Origin of the sequence: Pseudomonas fluorescens (assembly GCF_004683905.1) — a bacterium.
Taxonomy (GTDB): domain Bacteria; phylum Pseudomonadota; class Gammaproteobacteria; order Pseudomonadales; family Pseudomonadaceae; genus Aquipseudomonas; species Aquipseudomonas putida_A.
Genome location: NZ_CP038438.1, coordinates 1,120,899 through 1,140,288, shown reverse-complemented (window position 1 = coordinate 1,140,288; position 19,390 = coordinate 1,120,899). Strand labels below are relative to the sequence as shown.

At 60.8% G+C, this 19,390-nt stretch carries 17 protein-coding genes; 7 read left to right on the top strand and 10 right to left on the bottom strand.

Features of this window, described 5'->3' with window-relative positions; translation table 11 throughout:
* The first annotated feature begins 115 nt into the window (after positions 1-115).
* Together E4T63_RS05100 and rlmF are read left to right on the top strand one after the other, a co-directional pair.
* On the top strand, positions 116-2,962 hold the full coding sequence (locus E4T63_RS05100; protein WP_098967335.1) for a valine--tRNA ligase: 2,847 nt from the start codon (positions 116-118) through the stop codon (positions 2,960-2,962).
* A gap of 234 nt (positions 2,963-3,196) precedes the next feature.
* Complete coding sequence (rlmF, locus tag E4T63_RS05095) at positions 3,197-4,216, top strand: 23S rRNA (adenine(1618)-N(6))-methyltransferase RlmF (protein ID WP_041064757.1); 1,020 nt, start codon at positions 3,197-3,199, stop codon at positions 4,214-4,216.
* A 186-nt stretch (positions 4,217-4,402) separates the two neighbouring features.
* Here the strand turns inward: rlmF and E4T63_RS05090 are convergent, their stop codons facing one another.
* The gene (locus E4T63_RS05090) at positions 4,403-4,684 is read right to left on the bottom strand and encodes an HU family DNA-binding protein (RefSeq protein WP_003221909.1); all 282 of its coding nucleotides are present in this window, start codon (positions 4,682-4,684) and stop codon (positions 4,403-4,405) included.
* 395 nt (positions 4,685-5,079) lie between these two features.
* On the opposite strand from E4T63_RS05090, the gene yejK reads away from it, so the two are divergent.
* On the top strand, positions 5,080-6,084 hold the full coding sequence (gene yejK, locus E4T63_RS05085) for a nucleoid-associated protein YejK (RefSeq protein WP_027610948.1): 1,005 nt from the start codon (positions 5,080-5,082) through the stop codon (positions 6,082-6,084).
* Positions 6,084-6,434, top strand: a complete 351-nt coding sequence (locus E4T63_RS05080; protein ID WP_135295012.1) for a glutaredoxin family protein — start codon at positions 6,084-6,086, stop codon at positions 6,432-6,434. The genes yejK and E4T63_RS05080 overlap by 1 nt, the downstream gene beginning before the upstream one ends.
* A 165-nt stretch (positions 6,435-6,599) precedes the next feature.
* Here the strand turns inward: E4T63_RS05080 and E4T63_RS05075 are convergent, their stop codons facing one another.
* From E4T63_RS05075 to E4T63_RS05055, 5 genes are all read right to left on the bottom strand, one after another.
* Entirely contained in the window at positions 6,600-7,535 is a 936-nt protein-coding gene (locus E4T63_RS05075; protein ID WP_135295011.1) for a glutathione S-transferase family protein, read from the bottom strand.
* A gap of 84 nt (positions 7,536-7,619) precedes the next feature.
* Positions 7,620-7,922 (bottom strand): GIY-YIG nuclease family protein, encoded by a 303-nt coding sequence (locus tag E4T63_RS05070; RefSeq protein ID WP_115986582.1) that lies wholly within the window; start codon positions 7,920-7,922, stop codon positions 7,620-7,622.
* Between the two features lie 39 nt (positions 7,923-7,961).
* On the bottom strand, positions 7,962-8,432 hold the full coding sequence (locus tag E4T63_RS05065; protein WP_098967325.1) for a nuclear transport factor 2 family protein: 471 nt from the start codon (positions 8,430-8,432) through the stop codon (positions 7,962-7,964).
* Positions 8,433-8,635: 203 nt separating this feature from the next.
* Positions 8,636-9,922 (bottom strand): CynX/NimT family MFS transporter, encoded by a 1,287-nt coding sequence (locus tag E4T63_RS05060; protein WP_134785494.1) that lies wholly within the window; start codon positions 9,920-9,922, stop codon positions 8,636-8,638.
* Positions 9,912-10,571, bottom strand: coding sequence for a FadR/GntR family transcriptional regulator (locus E4T63_RS05055; RefSeq protein ID WP_097086330.1), 660 nt, complete (start codon positions 10,569-10,571; stop codon positions 9,912-9,914). Before E4T63_RS05055 ends, E4T63_RS05060 begins: the two co-directional genes overlap by 11 nt.
* A gap of 261 nt (positions 10,572-10,832) precedes the next feature.
* On the opposite strand from E4T63_RS05055, the gene E4T63_RS05050 reads away from it, so the two are divergent.
* Positions 10,833-12,458, top strand: a complete 1,626-nt coding sequence (locus E4T63_RS05050; protein WP_135295010.1) for a S8 family peptidase — start codon at positions 10,833-10,835, stop codon at positions 12,456-12,458.
* Positions 12,459-12,527: 69 nt separating this feature from the next.
* On the opposite strand, the gene E4T63_RS05045 is transcribed toward E4T63_RS05050, so the two are convergent.
* From E4T63_RS05045 to E4T63_RS05030, 4 genes are all read right to left on the bottom strand, one after another.
* Positions 12,528-13,292 (bottom strand): amino acid ABC transporter ATP-binding protein, encoded by a 765-nt coding sequence (locus E4T63_RS05045; RefSeq protein ID WP_003221897.1) that lies wholly within the window; start codon positions 13,290-13,292, stop codon positions 12,528-12,530.
* Positions 13,293-13,305: 13 nt separating this feature from the next.
* Positions 13,306-14,403 (bottom strand): amino acid ABC transporter permease, encoded by a 1,098-nt coding sequence (locus E4T63_RS05040; RefSeq protein ID WP_007965184.1) that lies wholly within the window; start codon positions 14,401-14,403, stop codon positions 13,306-13,308.
* 10 nt (positions 14,404-14,413) lie between these two features.
* Positions 14,414-15,595: an amino acid ABC transporter permease gene (locus E4T63_RS05035; RefSeq protein WP_027610940.1), complete on the bottom strand. Its 1,182-nt coding sequence runs from the start codon at positions 15,593-15,595 to the stop codon at positions 14,414-14,416.
* A 65-nt stretch (positions 15,596-15,660) separates the two neighbouring features.
* The gene (locus tag E4T63_RS05030; protein ID WP_007965188.1) at positions 15,661-16,692 is read right to left on the bottom strand and encodes an amino acid ABC transporter substrate-binding protein; all 1,032 of its coding nucleotides are present in this window, start codon (positions 16,690-16,692) and stop codon (positions 15,661-15,663) included.
* Positions 16,693-17,160: 468 nt separating this feature from the next.
* Between E4T63_RS05030 and E4T63_RS05025 the strand changes: the two genes are divergently transcribed.
* A complete protein-coding gene (locus E4T63_RS05025) occupies positions 17,161-17,817 on the top strand; it encodes an alpha/beta hydrolase (protein WP_135295009.1) in 657 nt (218 codons plus the stop codon).
* Between the two features lie 96 nt (positions 17,818-17,913).
* On the top strand, positions 17,914-19,386 hold the full coding sequence (gene rhlB, locus E4T63_RS05020; protein ID WP_135295008.1) for an ATP-dependent RNA helicase RhlB: 1,473 nt from the start codon (positions 17,914-17,916) through the stop codon (positions 19,384-19,386).
* The last annotated feature ends 4 nt before the right edge of the window (positions 19,387-19,390 follow it).

Sequence of the window (19,390 nt, the reverse complement as noted above, 5' to 3'; positions counted from 1 at the left end):
AAGGCTCCCCCCAACATTAGTGTCCGCCCAGCCTCCCCCCCGCTCGCCCTCGGCCCCATGCCCCGCTATACTTCCCGGCTTTTCCTGAATAAATGCCAATAGGGTCCCGCCGCGCATGGATAAGACCTACCAGCCGCACGCCATTGAAACTTCCTGGTACAACACCTGGGAGTCCGAGAACTATTTCGCACCGCAAGGCGCGGGCGATTCCTACACCATCATGATCCCGCCGCCAAACGTCACCGGCAGCCTGCACATGGGTCACGGTTTCAACAACGCGATCATGGACGCCCTGATCCGTTTCCGCCGCATGCAGGGTCGCAACACCCTGTGGCAGCCGGGCACCGACCACGCCGGTATCGCCACGCAGATGCTGGTGGAGCGTCAACTGGAAGCCACCGGCCAGAACCGCCATGACCTGGGCCGCGAGAAATTCCTCGAGAAAGTCTGGGAGTGGAAGGATCAGTCCGGCGGCAACATCAGCCGTCAGATCCGCCGCCTCGGTTCGTCCGTGGACTGGAGCCGCGAGCGCTTCACCATGGACGACGGTCTCTCGGAAGCGGTTAAAGAAGCCTTCGTACGCCTGCACGAAGACGGCCTGATCTACCGCGGCAAGCGTCTGGTCAACTGGGACACCAAGTTGCACACGGCGATTTCCGACCTCGAAGTGGAAAACCACGACGAGAAAGGTTTCCTGTGGAACCTCAAGTACCCGCTGGCCGACGGCGCGAAAACCGCTGAAGGCAACAATTTCCTGATCGTCGCGACCACCCGTCCGGAAACCATGCTCGGCGACTCCGCCGTCGCGGTTAACCCGAACGACGAACGCTACAAAGCCCTGATCGGCAAGTTTGTCGAGCTGCCACTGGTTGGCCGCCGCATCCCGATCATCGCCGACGATTACTGCGATCCAGAGTTCGGCACCGGTTGCGTGAAGATCACCCCGGCCCACGATTTCAACGACTACGAAGTCGGTAAGCGCCACAACCTGCCGCTGCTGAACATCTTCGACAAGAACGCCAACGTGCTGCCCGCAGCCCAGGTGTTCAACCTCGACGGCACGTTGAACGACAGCATCGATGGCCAGATCCCGGCCCAGTACGCCGGTCTCGAGCGTTTCGAAGCGCGCAAGCAGATCGTCGCGGCGTTCGACGCCGCCGGCCTTCTGGTCAGCGTCGACGATCACAACCTGAAAGTGCCGAAAGGCGACCGTTCCGGCACCGTGATCGAGCCGTGGCTGACCGACCAGTGGTACGTTTCCACCAAGCCGCTGGCTGAGCCGGCGATTGCTGCCGTTGAAGACGGCCGTATCCAGTTCGTGCCGAAGCAGTACGAAAACATGTACTTCTCGTGGATGCGCGACATCCAGGACTGGTGCATCAGCCGTCAGCTGTGGTGGGGCCATCGGATTCCGGCCTGGTACGACGAGTCGGGCAAGGTCTACGTCGGTCGCGACGAAGCCGAAGTGCGGGCCAAGCACAACCTCGGCCCGGACGTTGCGCTGCAACAGGACAACGACGTGCTCGACACCTGGTTCAGTTCGGGGCTGTGGACGTTCTCCACCCTCGGTTGGCCGGAAAAGACCGAGTTCCTGAAAAAATTCCACTCCACCGACGTGCTGGTCACCGGTTTCGACATCATTTTCTTCTGGGTTGCCCGGATGATCATGCTGACGATGCACCTGATCAAGAACGAGGACGGCACCCCGCAGGTGCCGTTCAAGACCGTTTACGTGCACGGCCTGGTGCGTGATGGCCAGGGCCAGAAGATGTCCAAGTCCAAGGGCAACGTCCTGGACCCGCTGGACATCATCGACGGTATCGAGCTGGAAGCACTGGTGCAGAAGCGCACCTCCGGCATGATGCAGCCGAAACTGGCGAAGAAGATCGAGAAACAGACCCGCGACGAGTTCGCCGACGGCATCGCCAGTTACGGCACCGACGCCCTGCGCTTCACCTTCTGCTCGCTGGCGTCCACCGGTCGCGACATCAAGTTCGACATGGGCCGCGTCGAAGGCTATCGCAATTTCTGCAACAAGATCTGGAACGCCGCGCGTTATGTTCTGGACAAGGGCGAAGACTGCGGCCAGAACGGCGAAGCCTACGAGCTGTCGCTGGCGGATCGCTGGATCATCTCGCAGCTGCAACGCACCGAAGCCGAAGTGACCCGTCAACTGGATCAGTTCCGTTTCGACCTCGCCGCGCAAGCGCTGTACGAGTTCATCTGGAACCAGTACTGCGACTGGTACCTGGAACTGTCCAAGCCAGTGCTGTGGGACGAAAACGCGCCGGTCGAGCGTCAGCGCGGCACCCGTCGCACGCTGGTGCGCGTGCTGGAAGTGGCGCTGCGTCTGGCGCATCCGTTCATGCCGTTCATCACTGAAGAAATCTGGCAGCGCATCGCGCCGCTGGCCGGCATTCAGGGCAAGACGATCATGCTGCAGCCTTGGCCGGTGGCCAACGAGGAGCGCATCGATCCGGCCGCCGAAGACGACATCGAGTGGCTCAAGGGCCTGATGCTCGGCACGCGCAACATCCGTGGCGAAATGAACATCGGCCCGGGCAAACCGCTACCGATCTACTTGAAGAACGTCAGCGCTGAAGATCAGCGTCGTCTGACCGAGAACGAAGCACTGCTGAAGAAGCTGGCGCGTCTGGAGTCGATCACCGTTCTGGCCGCTGGCGAAGAAGCGCCGCTGTCCGCCACCGCTCTGGTGGGTGAGATGGAAGTGCTGGTGCCGATGGCCGGCCTGATCGACAAGGGCGCCGAGCTGGCACGTCTGGATAAGGAAATCCTGCGTCTGCAGGGCGAAGTCCAGCGGGTTGGCGGCAAGCTGTCGAACGCCGGTTTCGTTGACAAGGCCCCGGCCGAAGTCATCGAGAAGGAACGCGCCAAACTGGCCGAGGCTGAACAGGCCCTGGGCAAGCTGGCCGAGCAGCACGCGCGGATTTCCAGCCTGTAAGGGCAAGCCGCAATGAAAAAGGGAGGCCCGCAACGGCCTCCCTTTTTTATTCAAGAATCGCTACAAATCCCCTGTGGGAGCGGGCTTGCTCGCGAATGCGGTGTGTCAGTCGACAAATCTGCCGGATGTGTAACCGCCTTCGCGAGCAAGCCCGCTCCCACAGTTTGAACGGTGTTGCCTTTAGATGTGGGACAATACCCGCCACTTTCAGCCATACCCGAATCGATCACACCCATGAACGCCCCCCGCACACCCAAACCTGCGCGCAAGAAGCCTGATGCCGCGACCCCGGCCAAAGCCGTCGAGCCGCGTGAAAAGGCCAGCCTGCACCCGCGCAATCGCCACCAGGGTCGCTACGACTTCCCGGCGCTGATCAAGACCACGCCGGAACTGGCGAAATTCGTGATCACCAACCCGTACGGCAAGGAAAGCATCGACTTCGCCAGCCCCGATGCGGTGCGGGTGTTCAACCGGGCGCTGCTCAAGGCGTTCTATGGCATCGAGCATTGGGACATTCCGGCGGATTATCTGTGCCCACCGGTCCCGGGCCGTGCCGATTACGTGCATTTCCTCGCCGACCTGCTGGCGAGCATGAACGACGGCAAGGTGCCGCGCGGTGCGATCGTCAACGTGCTGGATATCGGCATGGGCGCCAACTGCGTTTATCCGCTGATTGGTAACAGCGAATACCGCTGGCACTTCCTCGGTTCGGAAATCGACCCGACCGCCGTGGCTGCCGCCCGAGCCATCGTCCAGTCCAACGGGCTGAACAAAGTGATCCAGCTGCGCCAGCAGGAAAACCGCAAGCACATCCTGATCGGCTTGCTGGAGCCGGGCGAGCGCTTTGACCTGACCATGTGCAACCCGCCGTTCCACGCTTCGATGGAGGAAGCGACCAAGGGCAGCGAGCGCAAATGGCGCGCACTGGGCAAGGCCGATCCAAAACGCAAACTGCCGGTGCTGAACTTCGGTGGTCAGTCGGCCGAGCTGTGGTGTGAGGGCGGTGAAGCGCGTTTCGTGACGCAACTGATCGCCGAGAGCGCGAACTTCCAGCACAAGGTGCTGTGGTTCAGCACGCTGGTGTCGAAAGCCTCGAACCTGCCCGCCATCGAAACCGCGCTGAAGAAGGCCGGCGTGCTGGAAAGCCAGGTGGTGGAGATGTCGCAAGGGCAGAAACAGAGCCGCTTCGTGGCCTGGACCTTCCAGACCAAGTCCGAGCAGCAGATCTGGCGTCGCGAGCGCTGGGTTCGCTGACACTGAGCTACTTGTGGGAGCGGGCTTGCTCGCGAAAGCGGTGTATCAGCCGACATCAAGGTGACTGACACACCGCTATCGCGAGCAGGCTCACTCCTACAAAGGTTCGAGGTGCATCGCCAAATCGCAGACACAAAAAAACCGTGCCCGGATCGCTCCGGTGCACGGTTTTTTTATCGCTGCGTCTTACTTGTTCACAGCGTCGGTCAGGCCTTTGGCCACAACCAGCTTGATCACTTTCTTGGCAGGGATTTCGATGGCAGCGCCAGTCGAAGGGTTACGGCCAGTGCGGGCAGGACGCTCGGTCACTTTCAGCTTGCCGATACCTGGCAAGGTGATTTCGCCGCCGTTTTCCAGCTGATCGGCAACGATTTGGCCCAGTTGGTCCAGAGCGTTACGCGCGGTGGTTTTCGGCGCGTCGATAGCTTCAGCGATGTCGGCGATCAGTTGGTCTTTAGTAAGAGCCATGTAGTGTTCCTTCCCTATCAAATTCATATGGATTGCAGAGTGCAGTGTCAGCCATCGAGCCCGATCTTCTGGATCTGGCACCCTCGGCGATAACCACGACGAGTCGGGTTATAGATGCCGAAATCAGGGTTTGGTTCGACCTGACAAATGCTGATTGCACGCTTAACGCAGTGACTTCGCGTAAGACCGGGCAAAACTAGCACAGAGACGGGGAAATATCCGCCTCTAGCTACCCATTTGGTCAGGTTTATTGCTCTAAATCGGTAAAAAACTGCATAAGGGCACCCACCCGCCCTGGATTTGCCCTTCACCCCGCGCCAAAACCAGTGGTTGCGGTACACTGGGCGCTTTTTCGGGGGAGCCTGCCCTCCTCCCTTCCACCAGCCGAGAAGCCCATGCCGATCCGTCATTGCATCGTCCACCTGATCGACAAAAAACCCGACGGCACGCCCGCAGTTCTGCACGCCCGTGACTCCGAACTGGCTGAGTCCGCGGCCATCGAGAACATGCTCGCCGACCTCAACGAGAGCTACAACGCCAAACAGGGCAAAGCCTGGGGCCTGTTCCACCCGGAATCCGGTGCGTTCCCGTTCAGCGGCTGGCTGAAGGAATACATGGAAGGCGGCAAGGACTTCGCCGCGTTCAGCAAGGTTGCGGTCGAGCATCTGCAGAAGCTGATGGAAGAGTCGAACCTGTCGGTCGGCGGCCACGTGCTGTTCGCCCACTATCAGCAAGGCATGACCGACTACCTGGCGATCGCCCTGCTGCACCACAGTGAAGGTGTGGCGGTGACCGATGAGCTGGACGTGACCCCGTCGCGTCACCTCGACCTCGGCCAATTGCACCTGGCGGCGCGGATCAACGTCTCCGAGTGGCAGAACAACAAGCAGTCCAAGCAGTACATCTCGTTCATCAAGGGCAAGAACGGCAAGAAGGTTTCGGAATACTTCCGCGACTTCATCGGCTGCCAGGAAGGCGTCGATGGCCCGGGCGAGACCCGCACCCTGCTCAAGGCCTTCAGCGACTTCGTCGAGAGCGAAGACTTGCCGGAAGACTCCGCCCGCGAGAAAACCAAGACCCTGGTCGATTACGCCAGCAGCCAGGCCAAGCTCGGCGAGCCGATGGGCCTGGAAGAGCTGTCGGAGCTGATCGATGAAGAACGGCCGAAAGCCTTTTACGATCACATCCGCAACAAGGACTATGGCCTGTCGCCGGAGATTCCGGCAGACAAACGCACCCTTAACCAGTTCCGCCGCTTCACCGGCCGCGCCGAGGGTCTATCGATCAGCTTTGAAGCGCACCTGCTGGGCTCGAAGATCGAGTACGACGAAGAGGCTGGCACCCTGATCATCAAGGGCCTGCCGACCTCGCTCACTGATCAGCTCAAGCGCCGCAACTGATGCTGGGCAATGTGCTGAAGAACGTCGCGCTGGTTCTGCTGGTGGTGGTGGTCTATCAGAACTGGGGCAAGATCGAGCGGGTGTTCAACCCGTCGCAGATGGTCTCTGAGCAGACGCGAGCGCAGGCCCGTGTCGTGCTGTATTCCACCGACTGGTGCGGCTACTGCAAGCAGACCAGGCGCTTTCTCGACAGCAAGGGGATTTCTTTCAAGGAATTCGACATCGAGAAGGACGCCGAGGCGCGCAAGGCGTATGAGGCGCTGGGTGGACGCGGGATTCCGCTGATCGACGTGAATGGCACGTTGATTCGCGGATTCGACCCGGACGAAATCCTCGCTGCCCTGAAATAACACAGCTCCTCTGTGGTGAGGGGATTTATCCCCGATCGGCGGCGAAGCCGTCGCAAAATCTGCATGGTAAAGCGTGCAGTTTTTTGGGGGCGCTTCGCGCCCCATCGGGGATAAATCCCCTCACCACAATTGCGCCCCTCCCCTCAAGCAGAGGCTACTTGCTGATCAGCGAGCTTCGATGCGGAATCCAAAGCGCGGGAAGTGCACGTGCACCACGCCGCCACGCGGGTCTTCGCGGCGCAGGATCAGCTCTTCGCGGCCAGCAAACAGCAACTCACCCACCACCGGATCAACCCCGTAGTCTGTTGCGGCAATCGCCACCTGCTGCCCGGCCTTGAAACCGTTCGGATCGACAAACTGCTCATCCGGCAACGCCGCCGGCGTCGAACTGCGCGCGACTTCCAGCGCCTCCTCGGCAGTCATCTCACTCGCGTCACCATGACCAAAGCCCAGCACACGCCCCAGCCAGGCAGTCACGGCTGGATATTCATCGACCAACGGCGCAGTGACGTGCGTCGCCTTGAGGAACCACAGTGGATGCGCCAGGGCGAAGTCGGCAATCGACGGTTCACCGAACAGGAAGTCGCCCTGCTCGCGCTGCAACTGCTGCTCCAGCCGCGCCATGATCGTTGGCCATTGATGCTTGGCCTGCTCGGCCGACAGCCGCGTGGCGCTGCCGCCACTGAACAGCCCGGCACGGTCAACGATAAACGCCTTGATCGCTTCCGGCGGCAACTTGCCGAAACGCACGGCCACCGACTCCGGCTGGAACACCAGGCTGACCGCGTGCTGGAACACCACCGAATCGGCCCAAGCGGCGAAGCTGGCGCTGGTCATTTCCTGGCCTTCCGGGAAAAACGCCGGCAGGGCTTTTTCCTGCTCCAGACGACGGGCAATCAACGATGTGTCGCAATAGATGTCGGCGCCGATCTGCAACACCGGGGTCTTGCGGTAGCCGCCAGTCAGCGCGGTCAGATCCGGCTTGGGCATCACCGGCGAAATGTGCACCGAGCGCCAGGATAAGCCTTTGAAGCCCAACAGCAGACGAGCCTTTTCGGCAAATGGAGAGGTCGGGTAATGATGCAGAATCAACTCGGACATGCTCGGCTCCGCCGCACAGAAAGTGAGTCCGCAGCTTAGCGTGCATTTGGTTAGCAGCCTACAGATCTGCCTGATGGGAACCGATCAGTCAGATTGATAAGACGCGACCAGACATTCCTTGGCGCTCTTGCGCAGCTTTTTGATCAGCCGTTCCTGACGCAACGCGTCGCTCTTGTCGCGGCAACGCTCGGTGTAGACCAGCGCCATCGCCGGGCTGGACAGGAAGAAGCGCGCGCCCTTGCCGCTTTGATGCTTGGCGAAGCGGCGCACCGGGTCGTCGCTGATCCCGCAATACAGCGAACCGTTGGCCGCGCGCACGAGGTAGACGAACCAGGACTTGCTCACTGGCTCGACGACTTCAACCGGTTTTTCGCTGAGGCTGGTCACTTCGGGATCTGGACGTGTAGGAAACAGGCCGCGATCTTATCAGCGAGCGGCCTGAAATGCCTTCAGACCTTTCAGCGCCTGCGCCCGGACCGCGTTGCGCACCAGCGGTGTCCAGCCCAGCAGCAGGCCTTTGAAACCCAACGCCTGCCGCGACCAGCGCCACAGGTCGAAGTGGTCGTGGTGCTCGCAGATCTTGCCGTCGCGAAAGACGAAGCGCGCCTGGATATCGTTGATTACCACGTTGCCGGTCTGGCTGAACAGGTAAGTCGCCACCCAGTGCGCGCCGCCGCTGCGCTCGTCGGCGCGGACATTGTCGAAAGTCAGGGAGAAGTCCTTGGCGCGGGTGGTGAGCATGCGCCACATGTCGCCGGCATCGCGCCCGCGCAGTTCACCGAAGGCCGGATCGCTGAACACCACATCGTCGGTATAGCAGGCGGCCATGGCCTCGGCGTCGAGGCGCTGGAAGGCCTGGTAGAAGCGAGTGATCAGGGCGGCGTGGGCTTCGCTCATGGGCAAACTCCGGAAATGGACAGATTGCCAGCACGATAAGCTGCAAATCGCAGAAACACTATCGGCATTCGCAAAGCGAATATCAGCCGCACACAGAACCACTGTAGGAGTGAGCCTGCTCGCGATAGCGGTGTATCAGTCAGCGCAATGTTGACCGACACACCGTTATCGCGAGCAGGCTCACTCCTACAAGTTGAACCGTGTCAGAGCTTTTCGCTTTGCACTTGCACGTACAGCGCCCGGCCGGCACCAAGGCCGGCAATGATCGCACCGGTGCCAATGATGCCGAAGATCCAGCCCACGGCATTCCAGCCGCCGGTCCAGTCATGCACCACGCCGACCGCGAACGGCCCCATCGACGCCAGGGTGTAGCCGAAGCCCTGGGACATGCTCGACAGGTTCGCCGCCACATGCGAATCCCGCGAGCGCAGCACGATCAGGGTCAGCGCCAGGCTGAACGTACCGCCCTGCCCCAGCCCCAGCAGAATCGCCCAGCCCCAGAGCCCTTCAATCGGTGCATACAGGCAACCGAACAGACCACCGAGGGTCAGCGCCATCACCACCACGATCGCCAGGCGCTGGTCCTTGCCACGGGTCGCCAGCCACGGCGCCGCCAGCGAACTGGCGAGCTGGATGATCACCGAACCGGACAGCACCAGGCCGGCCTGGGTCGGAGTCAGGCCACGACCGATCAGGATCGACGGCAACCAGCCGAACACGATGTACGCCAGCGACGATTGCAGGCCCATGTACAAAGTCACTTGCCACGCCAGTGGATCGCGCAGCAGACCTTTCACCCGATAGGCGACGTTGTGCGCGCCGTGTTTCTGCCCGACTTGCGGCAGCCAGAACAGCGCCGCCACCAGCGCCGGGATTACCCAGAAGCCCAGGCCCAGTGCCCAGCTGTGGTCGAAGTGTTCGCTCAACGGCACGGTCGAACCCGCCGCCATCGCGGCGCCCAGGCACAGGGCCATGGTGTACACGCCGGTCATGGTTCCGGCGTGTCTGGCGAAGTCGCGTTTGACGATGCCCGGCAGCAGCACGCCGATAATGCCGATGCTCGCACCGCCAAGCACGCTACCTGCAAACAGCCCGATCTCACCGAAGTTGCTGCGCACAATAATCCCGGCGGCCAGGGTCAGCAGAATCCCCAGCACCACCCGCTCAGCGCCGAAACGCCGCGCCAGAATCGGCGCCAGCGGCGCGAACAGTCCCAGGCACAACACCGGCAACGTGGTCAGCAAACCGGCCTGAGCCGCAGACAGACCAAGGCTTTTCGACACTTCGCTGAGCAGCGGCGCCATGCTCGACAGCGCAGGGCGCAGGTTCAGCGCCACCAGAATCAGCCCCAGCAGCAACAGCCACGGCCGGCGCACCAGCGGATGGCTTTGCTGCACTTGCTCGTCATCGGCCTCGGCGTCGATCAGCAGCTCTTCGAGCTCCGCCGTGCGCTTGGGGGTTGAAAAGTTTTTCTCGCTTTCAAGGTTCATTGATCAACTGCCTCGATATGGCTTTGGCCCGTTCCGGGTCGCGTTGTTCGACGGCATCGAGCAACTCGATGTGCAGGTCGAACACTTCCTGACGGCGCGGGACGATGTTCAGCGTCTGGCGCAATTGCGCGCCGACGATGCTGGAGAAATAGCGATACAACTCGCTGAGGGTGGGGTTGTGCGCGGCGTCCACCAGACGGCGGTGGAACACCAGATCGCAGGCAATGTAAGTGTCGAGATCGCCGTGGTAGTGACTGCCGCTGGTGCCGAGCGCTTCGCGCAGCGCGAGCAGGTCTTCATCGGTGCGACGCAGCGCGGCCAGGCCAATGGCCTCGACTTCGAGGATGTGCCGGGTCTCGCGCGCCTGCTCCAGCGAACAGCGGGACAACGCCTTGAGCGTGTCCATCGGATCGACCACTGCGCGCAGATAACTGCCGTCGCCCTGCCGGATTTCGATCAACCCGGAAAACGCCAGCACGCGCATGGCTTCGCGCACCGTGTTGCGGCTGATGCCCAGTTCGGCGCACAACTCAGGCTCGGTCGGCAGCCGTTCGCCGACCTGCCACACGCCATCGGTGATGCGCTGGCGCAGTTGATCCAAGGCCTGATCGACCAGGGATCGCTTGATCAAAGGTGAGATGTCTGTCATGAAATTCGCCCTTTCATCCAATCATAGGATGAATTTTCTGACATCTTAGTCAGCTGCGGCGCCCCACACAACCCCACGCAGGAAGTAACAACCGGGACACCAATCCTACATGTCGAGTTGTAAAAACCGCTGACAGGCGAAGTGCTTTCCCACATTCCGCAGGAATACTGCCGACATCACTTGCGGACGCTGGACTGCAGACTTTGGACATTGATCCAGGGGCATTTTGCCCCGTCATTATCCAAAGGAAGAAGCACGCTCATGGTAGAAGTCAATTTCGGCAAGCAGCACGACCGCCCTTTTGTTCTGCAGAAAAATCGCCAATTGCTGGCAGTCCGCAGCCACGCGGGAACGCAGTTGGCCCAAACGCTTTGCTGCGAATCTGCTCACGCAGCGCTGGAAGGTTGCGAGCTGTTGCTGCATGTCGAGGACGCTGATGTGCAGATTTTCAAACTGCCTGGACACTCGGACGCATCGCAACGCAAGGCGCTGCTACGCGAATTGCCCGACGTGCGCTTCGCGGGCAGCGTGATGGTGGATCCCATCAATCAGGAGCCGGTGCTCTATACCGAAAATATCTTTTTGAAGTTCATCGACTCACTGAAAGCCACTGAGTGCATGGTCATACTTCAAGCGCTGGGCCTGATGATCAAGCAACAGGTGCCGTATGCAAAAAATGCCTTTTTTGTGCATCACCCCGCCACCCATGGCATCGATATCTGCACCCTCACGAGTGAATGGCTGGAACGCGACGAGATCGAGTACTGCCACCCGGAGCTGCTGCGCCAGGGTCAACGCCGAGCGATCCATGCCAATCAGTGGCACCTGAAGAAAACCACCGTGACCTATCAGGTTGAAATCGATGCCAGCGCCAACGTCGAAGCCGCGCATGAGCTCGCGCAGGGCGAAGGCATCGTCATCGCAGTCATCGATGACGCGTTTGATATTGACCATCCCGAATTTTCCGGAGAAGGCAAAGTGGTCGGTGCAAAGAACTTTGACCGACGTAACGCCAAAGGCGGCCCGCGCCCACTGAACGCCCTGGAACGCCACGGTACGGCCGCTGCCGGGGTCGCTTGCGCCAATGGTGAGGACGGCGCCAGCGGTGTCGCCCCCAAAGCCAGCCTGATGCCATTGAAACTCACCAAACCCTTGGGAGCCCGCGCGGAGGCCGACGCCTTTTTCTGGGCGGCCGATCAGGGAGCCGACGTCATTTCCTGCAGCTGGGGGCCGGCTGAAGGGCATTGGGCCGACCCGGCGGACCCGCGTCACACGCAAGTGTTTCCCCTGGCCGCCAGCACACGGCTGGCAATCGAATACGCCGCCACCAAGGGCCGCAATGGCAAAGGCTGTGTGATCTTTTTTGGCGCGGGAAACGGTAACGAGTGCGCCGATAACGATGGCTATTCCAGCCACCCCCATGTCATTGCGGTAGGTGCCTGCAACGATCAGAACCGGCGCAGTGCCTACAGTGACTATGGCAAGTCACTCTGGTGCTGCTTTCCCAGCGGAGATCAGAAACACCCCGATCCGAAGTTCAAGCCTGCGACTTCGATCCCGCAGACCCGGGGTATCCGTACCACTGATTTGAGCGCAAAGTTTGCCGCCGCCACATTGCCGGCCTACACCGACACCTTCAGCGGTACCTCCAGCGCCTGCCCCGGCGCCGCGGGCATCGCTGCGCTGGTGCTCGGCGTCAATCCCGAGCTTGATCGCTCTGCGGTACGCCAGATACTTGCCGATTGCTGCGACAAGATCGGCCACCCCAATGACGGGCCGCGCGGCCAGTACGACGAAAACGGCCACAGTCACTACTACGGGCACGGCCGACTCAACGCGCTGCGTGCCGTGCACCTGGCACTTGAACGCAAAACAAATGCGGGCTGATTCGCCCCCATGAAAAAAGCCCTGTCGGCATACCGGCAGGGCTTTTTGTCAGGCGAGCTTCTCAGGCAATCAATGCAGGATCTGGCTCAGGAACAGCTTGGTACGGTCATTTTGCGGGTTGTCGAAGAAGTCGTTCGGCGCCGCCTGTTCGACGATTTCGCCCTTGTCCATGAAGATCACACGGTTGGCCACGGTGCGGGCGAAGCCCATTTCGTGGGTCACGCAGAGCATGGTCATGCCGTCTTCGGCGAGGCCGATCATGGTGTCCAGCACCTCTTTGACCATCTCCGGGTCGAGGGCCGAGGTCGGTTCGTCGAACAGCATGATTTTCGGTTTCATGCACAGCGCACGGGCAATCGCCACACGCTGTTGCTGACCGCCGGACAGTTGCCCCGGAAACTTGTGCGCCTGCTCCGGAATGCGTACGCGCTCCAGATAATGCATGGCGATTTCCTCGGCCTTGCGCTTGGGCATCTTGCGTACCCACATCGGCGCCAGCGTACAGTTTTGCAGGATGGTCAGGTGCGGGAACAGGTTGAAGTGCTGGAACACCATGCCGACTTCGCGACGGATCGCTTCGATCTGCTTGAGGTCGTTGGTCAGCTCCACGCCGTCGACCACGATGCGGCCCTGCTGGTGCTCTTCCAGACGGTTGAGGCAGCGGATGGTGGTCGATTTGCCGGAACCCGACGGGCCGCACAGGACGATGCGCTCGCCCTGTTTGACGTTGAGGTTGATGTCTTTCAGCACGTGGAACTGGCCGTACCACTTGTTCACGCCCTGCATCTGAATAATGCCTTCAGGGCCGACAGGCTTTTTGATTGCTTCGCTCATTTACAGAGAACTCCTAACGCTTGTGGCCAGTGTCGAGCTTGCGTTCCAGATGCATGGAATAGCGCGACATACCAAAACAGAAAATCCAGAACACCAGAGCGGCGAACACGTAGCCTTCGGTGGCCATGCCCAGCCATTTCGGGTCGGCAGCGGCTTGCTTGACGCTGTTGAGCAGGTCGAACAGGCCGATGATGATCACCAGGCTGGTGTCCTTGAACAGCGCAATGAAGGTGTTGACGATGCCCGGAATCACCAGCTTCAGGGCTTGCGGCAGAATCACCAGGCCCATGGCGCGCCAGTAACCGAGGCCCATCGCCGCTGCCGCTTCGTACTGACCTTTGGGGATCGCTTGCAGACCGCCGCGCACCACTTCGGCAACGTAGGCCGACTGGAACAGGATCACCCCGATCAGCGCCCGCAGCAGCTTGTCGAAGTTCATGCCTTCGGGCAGGAACAGCGGCAGCATCACCGAGGACATGAACAGCACCGTGATCAACGGCACGCCGCGCCAGAACTCGATGAAGGTCACGCAGACCACACGAATCGCCGGCATGTTCGAGCGCCGGCCCAGCGCCAGAATGATCCCCAGCGGCAAGGCGCCGGCGATACCCACGGTGGCGATGACCAGGGTCAGCATCAGACCGCCCCACTGGCTGGTCGCCACGGCGTCGAGGCCGAACACGCCACCGTGCAGCAGGCACCAGGCGACAATCGGGTAGATCACCAGGAAGCTCAGACCGTACACCGCTTTACGCGGGAAGCGCGAGATGAACAGCGGCGCCACACCGATCACCGCCAGCCACACGGTCAGGTCGACGCGCCAGCGCAGGCCGGTCGGGTAGTAGCCGTACATGAACTGGCCGAAACGCTGCTGAATGAACACCCAGCAGGCGCCGTCCTTGGTGCAGTCGGCGCGGGTGGTGCCGACCCAGTTGGCATCGAGAATCGCCCAACTGAGGATCGGTGGTACCACCAGGTAGATCAGGTAAAACGCAAACAGGGTCAGCAGGGTGTTGAGCCAGCTGGAAAACATGTTCGCGCGTATCCATGCCATCGGGCCGAAGACCTTGGCCGGCGGTGGCATGTCGGGTTTGAAAGTATGGGTTGTCATGCGCGTTTCCTCACCGCTCGATCAGCGCAATGCGCTTGTTGTACCAGTTCATCAGCAGGGAAATGCTGATACTGATCGCCAGGTACACGCTCATGGTGATGGCAATGACTTCGATCGCCTGACCGGTCTGGTTGAGCACGGTGCCGGCGAACAGCGAAACCATTTCCGGATAACCGATACCGGCGGCCAGCGACGAGTTCTTCGCCAGGTTCAGGTATTGGCTGGTCAGCGGCGGAATGATCACTCGCAAGGCTTGCGGAATGATCACCTTGCGCAGGGTCGGGCCGTTGCGCAGGCCGAGCGAACGCGCCGCTTCGGTCTGGCCATGGCTGACCGACTTGATCCCCGAACGGACGATTTCCGCGATGAACGCTGCGGTGTACACGGTCAGGGCGAGGGTCAGCGCCAGCAGTTCCGGGATCAGCACCCAGCCACCGACGAAGTTGAAACCCTTGAGTTGCGGCATTTCCCAGTGCAGGGGGGCACCGAAGATCAGCGCGCACAAGGTCGGGATCACCAGCAGGATAGCCAGGCCGGTCCAGAACTTGTGAAACGGTACGCCGGTGTCTTCGAAACGCTTGTTGGCCCAGCGGCACATCAGCACGATGGCGACGATGGCCAGCACCACACTGATGAAGAACGCCCAGAAGCCGTCAGCCATTTGCGCGGCCGGCATGTTCAGGCCCCGGCTGCTGACGAAGAAGGTGTCGCCGAAGTTGTGGCTGTTGCGCGGTCCCGGCATGGTCAGGAATACCGCGAAGTACCAGAACAGGATCTGCAGCAGCGGCGGAATGTTGCGGAACACTTCCACGTACACGGTCGCCAGTTTGCTGATGATCCAATTCGGCGACAGCCGCGCCACACCGATGATGAAGCCCAGCAGGGTCGCCAGGATCACGCCGATGAAGGTCACCAACAGGGTGTTGAGCAGGCCGATCACGAACACCCGAGCGTAACTGTCCGCTTCGGTGTAGGAGATCAGGTGCTGAGCGATGCCGAACCCGGCACTGCGCTCCAGAAAGCTGAAACCGGAGGTAATGCCCCGGTGTTGCAGGTTGGTCTGGGTGTTATCGAACAGATACCAGCCCATGGCGACCACCGCCACGACGGTGATGATCTGAAACAGCCACGCACGCACTCGCGGATCGCTGAGGCTGAGCCTCTGCTTTGGTGCGCCGATTGAATTTTGCATGAAGTGCCCCGGAAGAAATGGAACAGAACATCACCCGGCGGTTGGCCCGCCGGGTGATAGAACCATTAGCGCACTGGTGGTGCGTACTGAATGCCGCCGTTGGTCCACAGCGCGTTCAGGCCACGGTCGATTTCCAGCGGAGTGCTCTTGCCGAGGTTTTTCTCGAAGATTTCACCGTAGTTACCGACCTGCGAAACGATTTTCACAACCCAGTCCTTCGGCAGTTTCAGGTCCTTGCCGTATTCACCGTCAGCACCCAGCAGACGAGCGACGTCCGGGTTCTTGGTGGATTTGGCTTCTTCCAGCACGTTTTTCGACGTCACGCCGGCTTCTTCAGTGTTCAGCAGCGCGTAGCCAACCCAGCGAACGATCGCCAGCCACTCGTCGTCGCCGTTACGCACGACCGGGCCCAGTGGTTCTTTGGAGATGGTTTCCGGCAGTACCACGTAGTCTTTTGGCGAAGCCAGTTTGCTGCGCTGTGCGTACAGCTGCGACTTGTCGGAGGTCAGCACGTCGCAACGACCGGATTCCAGCGACTTGGCGCTTTCATCGGAGGTGTCGAAAGTGATCGGGGTGTACTTCAGGCCGTTGGCGCGGAAGTAGTCGGAGACGTTCAGTTCGGTGGTGGTACCGGCCTGGATGCAGATGGTTGCACCGTCCAGTTCCTTGGCACTTTTCACGCCCAGCTTGTTGTTGGCCAGGAAGCCCACGCCGTCGTAGTAAGTGATGAAGCCCGGGAATTTCAGACCCATGCCGGCGTCACGCGAACTGGTCATGGTGGTGTTGCGCGAGAGCAGGTCGATTTCGCCGGACTGCAGCGCGGTGAAGCGCTCCTTGGCGTTCAACTGGCTGAACTTGACCTTGTTGGCGTCGCCGAATACGGCAGCGGCCACAGCGCGGCAGACGTCAGCGTCGATCCCGAGGATCTTGCCCGAAGCGTCCGGCACCGAGAAACCCGGCAGACCGTCGCTCACGCCACATTGCACGAAACCTTTCTTCTGCACGGCATCCAGGGTTGCACCCGCCTGAGCGAACCCGCTGACGCCGAGTACTGCTGCTGCAGTCACGACCGCCAGAGTGGATTTCAACATCTTCATTCAAACCTCCAGTTTTGCTCTTGTTGTGTCGGAGCTTGAGTCCAGTCGCACCCTTTTGAGGCGTTGTTGACCCGTGTTGGCTTTTTTTGGGGTCAACCGACGTAAGACCTTCGCTATGAGTCTAGTAGGAGAAAATCCACATCATGGACAACTCACTTCTCACCAATCGGCCGAACGGGCTGTAGCCCTTTCACGTTCGCTTTGCCCGTAGCGGCCATCGGCGAACATCCATCACCGGATTCTTTGCAATCCCGTCGCAAGACGTACACTGATAGTGTTACCGCAAGGCGTAGGACGCTTCGTACAGAATCCTCCATAGCAAAGCCCGTACCACACCGCCTGCTGAAGCGATTGCGCGACAGGTCAATAGCAAAACTTGTAGCCTTGCGACATCTTCTTAACGGATCGACCGGACGCGCACCTCAATCACGCACTTATTGAGAGCGCCCGCACATTTTTGGAGCAGCCATGACCGAGCCCCTGATTCTTCAACCCGTAAAGCCTGCAGACGCCTGCGTGATCTGGCTGCACGGCCTCGGCGCGGACCGCTATGACTTCTTGCCGGTCGCCGAAGCGCTGCAGGAAAGCCTGCTGACTACCCGCTTTGTATTGCCGCAAGCGCCAACCCAGCCCGTCACCATCAACGGTGGTTACGAGATGCCGAGCTGGTACGACATAAAGGCCATGAGCCCGGCACGGTCGATTGACCGTGAGCAGTTGGAAGCGTCGGCGGATCGCATCATTGAATTGATCGAAAAGGAGCGCGCCAGCGGAATAGACGCTTCGCGGATTTTTCTCGCCGGGTTTTCCCAAGGCGGCGCCGTCGTTCTGCACACCGCTTATATAAAGTGGCAAGGTCCGTTGGGTGGCGTACTTGCCCTCTCCACCTACGCCCCGACCTTCACTGACGAGATGGAGCTTTCAGCCAGTCAGCAGCGTATTCCTGCGCTGTGCCTGCACGGCCAGTTCGACAGCGTGGTGCAGAACTCGATGGGGCGCAGTGCCTATGAGCATTTGGTGAAGCATGGTGTCACCGTGACATGGCAGGAATACCCAATGGAGCACGAAGTGTTACCCGAAGAAATTCGTGATATCGGCGTCTGGCTGGGCGAACGCCTGCGTTGATCGTTTCAGCTGCATCGCCCCTTTGATCATCCCACTACGCCGCGCCCGTTTCTTGCATTACACTGGCCGGCGTACATTCCTTAACCAATTGATGAGATGACCGTGCTCAAAGCACTCAAGAAAATGTTCGGTAAAAGCGAGGCTGAGCAGCTCGCGCCAGTCCCCAGTGCGCCGTCGCACGCCCCCGGCCCTCGCAGCGATGTGCCCAAGGCTGAACGTCCGGCTCCGGTAGCGACACCCCAGCCTGAGCCGCAACCTGCCGTCGCTACCGAACCGGTCCGCGCCGAAGCGCCGAAACCACCCCGGCCGCGCCGCGAACCGAAGCCCAAGGCACCGGTCATTCCCTGGAAACTCGAAGATTTCGTTGTCGAACCCCAGGAAGGCAAAACCCGCTTTCACGATTTCAAGCTCGCTCCGGAACTGATGCACGCCATCCAGGACCTGGGCTTCCCGTACTGCACGCCGATCCAGGCGCAGGTGCTGGGTTTCACCCTCGCCGGCAAAGACGCCATCGGCCGCGCGCAGACCGGTACCGGCAAGACCGCCGCGTTCCTGATCTCGATCATCACTCAGTTGCTGCAGACGCCGCCGCCGAAAGAACGCTACATGGGTGAACCCCGTGCACTGATCATCGCGCCGACCCGTGAGCTGGTGGTGCAGATCGCCAAGGATGCTGCCGACCTGACCAAGTACACCGGCCTCAACGTCATGACGTTCGTTGGCGGCATGGACTTCGACAAGCAGCTCAAGCACCTCGAAGCGCGCCACTGCGACATCCTCGTCGCCACCCCGGGCCGTCTGCTCGACTTCAACCAGCGCGGCGACGTGCACCTGGACATGGTCGAAGTGATGGTGCTGGACGAAGCCGACCGCATGCTCGACATGGGCTTCATCCCGCAAGTGCGGCAGATCATTCGCCAGACCCCGCCGAAGTCCGAGCGTCAGACCCTGCTGTTCTCCGCGACCTTCACCGAAGACGTGATGAACCTGGCCAAGCAATGGACCACCGATCCGGCAATCGTCGAAATCGAAATCACCAACGTGGCCAACGAAAACGTCGAGCAGCACATCTATGCCGTGGCCGCGGCTGACAAATACAAACTGCTCTACAACCTGGTCAACGATAACGGCTGGGAGCGCGTGATCGTCTTCGCCAACCGCAAGGATGAAGTGCGCCGCATCGAAGAACGCCTGGTGCGCGACGGCATCAACGCCGCGCAGCTGTCCGGCGACGTGCCGCAGCACAAGCGCATCAAGACCCTGGAAGGCTTCCGCGAAGGAAAGATCCGCGTGCTGGTGGCCACCGATGTCGCCGGTCGCGGCATCCACATCGACGGCATCAGCCACGTGATCAACTTCACCCTGCCGGAAGTGCCGGACGACTACGTGCACCGCATCGGCCGCACCGGTCGCGCGGGCGCTGACGGCGTGTCGATCAGCTTCGCCGGCGAGGACGACTCCTACCAACTGCCGTCGATCGAAGAGAAACTCGGTCGCAAGATCAGCTGCGAAACACCGCCGACGCACCTGTTGCGCGCTGTTGAGCGCAAGCGTCCGCAGCCGCAGTAAGCGC

What these genes read in the sequence shown, in the direction of transcription:
- E4T63_RS05045 (WP_003221897.1), bottom strand. Translation starts at nt 13,292, where the DNA reads ATGAGCGAAGCAATCAAAAAGCCTGTCGGCCCTGAAGGCATTATTCAG.
- E4T63_RS05030 (WP_007965188.1), bottom strand. Translation starts at nt 16,692, where the DNA reads ATGAAGATGTTGAAATCCACTCTGGCGGTCGTGACTGCAGCAGCAGTA.
- E4T63_RS05055 (WP_097086330.1), bottom strand. Translation starts at nt 10,571, where the DNA reads ATGACAGACATCTCACCTTTGATCAAGCGATCCCTGGTCGATCAGGCC.
- E4T63_RS05075 (WP_135295011.1), bottom strand. Translation starts at nt 7,535, where the DNA reads ATGTCCGAGTTGATTCTGCATCATTACCCGACCTCTCCATTTGCCGAA.
- E4T63_RS05040 (WP_007965184.1), bottom strand. Translation starts at nt 14,403, where the DNA reads ATGACAACCCATACTTTCAAACCCGACATGCCACCGCCGGCCAAGGTC.
- rlmF (WP_041064757.1), top strand. Translation starts at nt 3,197, where the DNA reads ATGAACGCCCCCCGCACACCCAAACCTGCGCGCAAGAAGCCTGATGCC.
- E4T63_RS05090 (WP_003221909.1), bottom strand. Translation starts at nt 4,684, where the DNA reads ATGGCTCTTACTAAAGACCAACTGATCGCCGACATCGCTGAAGCTATC.
- E4T63_RS05050 (WP_135295010.1), top strand. Translation starts at nt 10,833, where the DNA reads ATGGTAGAAGTCAATTTCGGCAAGCAGCACGACCGCCCTTTTGTTCTG.
- yejK (WP_027610948.1), top strand. Translation starts at nt 5,080, where the DNA reads ATGCCGATCCGTCATTGCATCGTCCACCTGATCGACAAAAAACCCGAC.
- E4T63_RS05065 (WP_098967325.1), bottom strand. Translation starts at nt 8,432, where the DNA reads ATGAGCGAAGCCCACGCCGCCCTGATCACTCGCTTCTACCAGGCCTTC.
- E4T63_RS05100 (WP_098967335.1), top strand. Translation starts at nt 116, where the DNA reads ATGGATAAGACCTACCAGCCGCACGCCATTGAAACTTCCTGGTACAAC.
- rhlB (WP_135295008.1), top strand. Translation starts at nt 17,914, where the DNA reads ATGACCGTGCTCAAAGCACTCAAGAAAATGTTCGGTAAAAGCGAGGCT.
- E4T63_RS05080 (WP_135295012.1), top strand. Translation starts at nt 6,084, where the DNA reads ATGCTGGGCAATGTGCTGAAGAACGTCGCGCTGGTTCTGCTGGTGGTG.
- E4T63_RS05035 (WP_027610940.1), bottom strand. Translation starts at nt 15,595, where the DNA reads ATGCAAAATTCAATCGGCGCACCAAAGCAGAGGCTCAGCCTCAGCGAT.
- E4T63_RS05060 (WP_134785494.1), bottom strand. Translation starts at nt 9,922, where the DNA reads ATGAACCTTGAAAGCGAGAAAAACTTTTCAACCCCCAAGCGCACGGCG.
- E4T63_RS05025 (WP_135295009.1), top strand. Translation starts at nt 17,161, where the DNA reads ATGACCGAGCCCCTGATTCTTCAACCCGTAAAGCCTGCAGACGCCTGC.